Origin of the sequence: uncultured Nevskia sp. (genome assembly GCF_903885465.1) — a bacterium.
GTDB lineage: Bacteria > Pseudomonadota > Gammaproteobacteria > Nevskiales > Nevskiaceae > Nevskia.
The window spans coordinates 1-5133 of sequence record NZ_CAISIQ010000481.1; the positions used below are offsets into that span (position 1 = coordinate 1).

Sequence of the window (5133 nt, forward strand, 5' to 3'; positions counted from 1 at the left end):
CAAGTCATGGTCAACTTCGCCGCGCGCTACGGCGTCGACGTGGAGACCTGCCTGATGGGCACTGGAATCCGAGAGGCCCAGTTGCACGAGGCCGATGTATTGATCGAGCGGCATCAGGAGATGCGTCTGGTCGAGAATCTGATCCTGGCGCTGCCCGAGGTGCCCGCGCTGGGATTCGAATTGGGGCTTCAGTACAACGTCTCCACTTTCGGGATCTGGGGCTTCGTGCTGCGCATCAGCCGTACGCTGCACGAGGCTTTCGACAGCGCGATTCGCTACCTGCCGCTGAGCACCGCTTATTGCCGATTCGCGACCTGGTCCGACGCCGACGAGTTCGCTGTCATCGCTGATCCTGATGCCATCCCTCAGCACCTCCGCCAGTTCCTGCTGGAGCGGGATACTGCGACCGCGATCCATCTGTTCCAAGAACTCGGACTATCCGGCATCCCGGTCAAGAGAATCGAGTACCAGGGCCCCGCGCCCGATCACGCCGCGCGCATCAAGTCACTGTGCGGCGTCGCACCCCAGTACGGGTGTCCGCGCAATGCGATCGTGCTGCGCCGACAGGACGCGGAAACGCTCCTGCCGATGTACGACCCCCACCTGGTGCGCCTGCTGGAGGATCAGTGTCGTACCCAGCTGGAGCGTCGCCAGGTCGTCGGCGTCGCCGGACAGGTCCGCCAACTTATCCTGGGTTCCCTGGGCCTGGTCGCGTCGATCGAGGCCGTCGCCCAGCAGCTTGCGATGGCGCCGCGCAGCCTGCGTCGCAGGCTGGAAGAGGAGAAGACAAGCTTTCGCGATTTGGTAGACGCGGAGCGCCGGCAACTCGCGGTTCAGCTCCTGATGGGCACCGAGATGAAGCTCGACGAGATGGCGCTGCAACTGGGCTACAGCGATACCGCCAGTTTCACGCGAGCCTTCCGTCGCTGGTTCGATCGTGCGCCCGGCGAATACCGCAAGGCGCGAGGACGATGAGAAGCAATCGACAGCCCGCGAAGGCGGGCATCCAGTTTCAACCGTAGCGTTCCGCATCAAAACTGGATTGTTGAGCGCATCCCTGCGCTCGACCTGCTTCGCAGGCTTGCGCTCCGATTCGCTGCCGGCGAATCGGTCCCGTCTTCGCGGGAATGTCGAGTGTTTCGAGGGCGACGGCTTACCTCAAGCCGCAACTCCGATCGCCTTCGCCGCCCGCTTCAGCGGCGTGACTTTCGGGCGTTCGTTGAGGTGGTCAATCTCGACCCAGCGGATCACCGAGATCTTGCCGTTCATGTCTTCGGCCAGTGCGGTGCAGCTTTCCACCCAGTCGCCGCAGTTGTGGTACTCCACACCGTTGATGTCGCGGATCTCGGCGTGGTGGATGTGGCCGCAGACCACGCCATCGAGGCCGCGGCGCTTGCATTCGCGGGCCACGGCTTCTTCGAAACTGGAGACGATGCTGACCGCGTTCTTGACCTTCTGCTTCGCATACGCCGACAGCGACCAGTAGCGCAGCCCGGCCATCGCCCGCAGGCGATTGAACCAGTAGTTGGTGTGCATCATCGTTTCGTAGGCCATGTCGCCGGCCAGCGCCACCCAGCGGTGATAGCGGGTGATGACGTCGAAGTAGTCGCCATGTAGCACCAGCAGCTTGCGGCCGTCGGCGGTTTCGTGGATCGCTTCGTTGACCAGCTTGATGTTGCCGATTTCCAGGCGGTAGTCGACGAACTTGCGCAGGAACTCGTCGTGATTGCCGGTGACGTAGATGACCTGCGTCTCGCGCTTGGCCTTGGTCAGGATCTTGCGGATGACGTTGGTGTGTTCCTGCGGCCAGTACCAGCCGCTCTTCAGCTTCCAGCCGTCGATGATGTCGCCGACGAGATAGAGCGTGTCGCAGTGGTTGCGCTTGAGGAAATCGGTCAGGAACTCGGCCTTGCAGCCGGGCGTGCCGAGGTGGATGTCGGACAGCCAGATGGTGCGGTAGTGATACGTGGCCTTCTCCGGCCTGTCCGGATGCGCGATCTTCGCCATTGCGCTTCTCCCATGGGGTCGTGGTTTTCGCGCGCAGTATCGAGGCCGATTGTGACAAGCCGGAGAAACGCCGGGCTTCGAGTCCGTCCAGGGCGCCGCTCAACGTACGGCGGGCATGACAAACGTCATGTCGCCGCGATGACGATCGGGACTGTCTCGGGCCCTGTGGAATACCTAGTCTGGAACCCATGAAAGCCGGTTTTCCCGGCCAGTGGCGGAGCCGGTTTCCACTATGCTTGCGGCACCACTTTTACCTATCCCTTACAGGTCATGGACGATAAATCCGCGTTGCTCGATCAGCTCCGTATCGATCGCAGCAATGAGCCCGAAGACAGCGGCCATGGTGGGAAGAAGTGGTGGATCGCCGCCGTGTTGCTGCTCGTCGGCGCCGGTGTCGCCTGGTTCATCTTCAGCAAGCCTGCGGGCCTGCCGGTGACGGTGGCCACCGCGAAGGCTGCGGCGTCGAACGGCAGCGCCGGTGGCAGTTCGCTGCTTGATGCCGCGGGTTACGTCGTCGCCCGCCGCGCGGCAACGGTATCCGCCAAGATCACTGGCCTGGTCACCGAGGTGCTGATCGAGGAAGGCAGCCGGGTGGAAGCCAATCAGATCGTCGCCCGGCTCGACGACACCAATATCCGCGCCTCGCTCGAACAGGCGCGCGCGCAGCTGGAATCGGCTCGCGCCAGCGCCACCCAGGTAAAGGTCAACGTTGCCAATGCGGAGCGCGACGTGTCGCGCCGCAAGGGGCTGGTCGAGCAGAAGTTCATCAGCGTGGCCGAACTCGATACCGCGCAGACCACGCTCGATGGCCTGCGCGCCAGCTACAACGTGGCGGAGCGCAATGTCGCGGTGGCCGCGCGCGCCGTCGACGTCGCCCAGCGCAGCTTCGACGACACCACGGTGCGCGCGCCGTTTGCCGGCGTGATCACCGTGAAAGCGGCGCAGGTCGGGGAGATCGTTTCGCCGCTGTCGGCCGGCGGCGGCTTCACGCGCACCGGCATCGGCACCGTCGTCGACATGGATTCGCTGGAAGTGGAAGTCGACGTCAACGAGAACTTCATCAACCGGGTCACGTCCGCCCAGCCGGCAGTGATCAAACTCAACGCCTATCCGGACTGGAGCATTCCCGCCGAAGTGATCGCAGTGATCCCGACCGCCGATCGCACCAAAGCGACAGTGAAGGTGAGAGTCGCGTTCAAGGAGAAGGACGCCCGCGTGCTGCCGGAAATGGGGGCGCGCGTGTCCTTTCTCGGTGCTGCTCCGAAAGCCGGCAGCCCGGAACCGGCTGGTGTCATCGTACCGTCGACGGCTGTGCTCGGCAGTGGCGAGACCGGGGCTGTGTTCCTGATCCGCGGCAAGACCGTGGAGCGCCGCGCAGTGAAACTCGGCGCGAAATCCGGCACTGAACAGACGGTGATCGCCGGGCTAAGCGCCGGCGATCAAGTGGCTATCGGCGATCTGCCCAAGCTCAAGGACGGCGATGTCGTGCGCATCACCACCGCCAACGGCAAGCCGTGAACGCCGCTCGCTGCCTGGTCACGCTGGCCTTGCTGCTCCTGGCGGCGCCAGCGAGCACGGCGACAGCGAGCCAGGCGCAGCTGATAGAAGTCCGCAGCAGCCACTGCATTGCCTGCGATGCGATGTCGCAACAGTTGCGTGGCGATCCGCGCTGGGCGGCGCTCTCGGCACAGCTGGCGATACGCACGGTAGACCGCGATCAACCGGAAGCGGTCGATCTGCTCAAGCAGCATCCGGTCGGCCGCCTGCCGAGCTGGTTGCTGCTGAATGCCGATGGCGAGGAAATGGGCCGGGTGGCCGGCGCCGTGAGCGCCGATGCCTTCCGTGCCCGTATCAACCAGCTGCTGGCTCAGCGCACCACCTTGAAGGCGCGCCGCTATCGGGCCACCGACACCACAGCCGAAGGCGCAGCGGCAACCGCCGAAGCACTGGAAAGCTTCCATGCACAGGGTCTGGGCGATGCCGGCTTTGCCTGGTGGATGCGCCTGCCGCTCGCCGTGCGCGGCCAGCACACCGGCACCGTGGCCGTGCAGCGCTGGCGCAACCGCATCGAATTCCTGCAGGCCGCCCAGCGCGGCCAGCCGGTGGAATCCGATATCGGCGGCCAGAAAGTGCTTGCCGATCCCGCGCTCGGCTGCGACCGCGGCCTGGAACTGGATCGCTATGTCGCATCGACCATCGGCCTGCCCGCCGAGACGCGGCGCAATCATCTGCAAGCGCAGGTGCCGGCGATGCAGGCCGAACTGGCGCGCGGCTGGTTCAGCGAAGCGCCGGCCTGCGTCGACGGGGCTTCGCTGCTGCTGGCAACGGCCGATCTGTACGAAGCCCTGGGCGACCAGCCCGCAGAACGCGATCTGCTGAAACGCGCAACCGCAGACACTGAACGACGACTGGCCGGCAAGCCGCTGACGTCCGATCCGGCACTGGCTGGCCTGCAGGCGACACTGCAGGCGCGCCTCCATCAACTCGACACCGAACCTCACCCAGGAGCTGCCCGATGAGCACCCTCGTCTCCATTCGCGGCGTGGCCAAGCGCTACACCCGTGGCAAGCAGACCGTTGACGTGCTGCAAGCACTCGACCTCGACATCGCCAGCGGCGACTTCCTCGCGCTGATGGGCCCCAGCGGCTCGGGCAAGACCACCTTGCTGAACCTGATCGGCGGCCTCGACAAGCCCAGCGCCGGCGAGATCATCGTCGACGGCAAGCGCATCGATCAGCTGTCCTCCGGCCAGCTCGCCAAATGGCGCGCGCGCCACGTCGGCTTCGTGTTCCAGTTCTACAACCTGCTGCCGGTGCTCAGCGCCGAAGCCAATGTCGAACTGCCGCTGCTGCTCACGTCCTTGAGCAAGGCGCAGCGGAAAAAGAATGTGGCCGCCGCGCTTGCCGTGGTCGGCTTGTCCGATCGCGCTACCCACAAGCCGAGCGAACTGTCCGGCGGTCAGCAGCAGCGCGTCGCGATCGCCCGCGCGCTGGTGGCCGATCCCACCCTGCTGGTCTGCGACGAACCCACCGGCGATCTCGACCGCAAGACCGCCGACGAAATTCTCACTCTGCTGCAGCAACTGAACCGCAACCACGGCAAGACCATCGTCATGGTCACGCATGA

Annotated in this window: 5 protein-coding genes; 4 read left to right on the plus strand and 1 reads right to left on the minus strand. The window is 65.0% G+C overall.

All coding sequences use genetic code 11. The features are described from left to right. On the plus strand, window positions 1–975 hold a 975-nt coding region (locus QZY06_RS18765), incomplete at its 5' end, for an AraC family transcriptional regulator (protein ID WP_295686968.1). A 183-nt stretch (window positions 976–1158) separates the two neighbouring features. Here the strand turns inward: QZY06_RS18765 and QZY06_RS18770 are convergent. Continuing rightward, window positions 1159–2007: a UDP-2,3-diacylglucosamine diphosphatase gene (locus QZY06_RS18770; protein WP_295686969.1), complete on the minus strand. Its 849-nt coding sequence runs from the start codon at window positions 2005–2007 to the stop codon at window positions 1159–1161. A gap of 270 nt (window positions 2008–2277) precedes the next feature. Here QZY06_RS18770 and QZY06_RS18775 point away from each other — a divergent pair, with 270 nt between their 5' ends. The 3 genes from QZY06_RS18775 to QZY06_RS18785 all read left to right on the plus strand — a co-directional run. After that, a complete protein-coding gene (locus QZY06_RS18775) occupies window positions 2278–3525 on the plus strand; it encodes an efflux RND transporter periplasmic adaptor subunit (RefSeq protein WP_295686970.1) in 1248 nt (415 codons plus the stop codon). Further along, window positions 3522–4526 (plus strand): hypothetical protein, encoded by a 1005-nt coding sequence (locus QZY06_RS18780; RefSeq protein ID WP_295686971.1) that lies wholly within the window; start codon window positions 3522–3524, stop codon window positions 4524–4526. The genes QZY06_RS18775 and QZY06_RS18780 overlap by 4 nt, the downstream gene beginning before the upstream one ends. Further along, window positions 4523–5133: ABC transporter ATP-binding protein (locus QZY06_RS18785; RefSeq protein WP_295686972.1), on the plus strand; the 611-nt coding region annotated here is incomplete at its 3' end. The genes QZY06_RS18780 and QZY06_RS18785, both read left to right, overlap by 4 nt.

What these genes read in the sequence shown, in the direction of transcription:
- QZY06_RS18775 (WP_295686970.1), top strand. Translation starts at nt 2,278, where the DNA reads ATGGACGATAAATCCGCGTTGCTCGATCAGCTCCGTATCGATCGCAGC.
- QZY06_RS18770 (WP_295686969.1), bottom strand. Translation starts at nt 2,007, where the DNA reads ATGGCGAAGATCGCGCATCCGGACAGGCCGGAGAAGGCCACGTATCAC.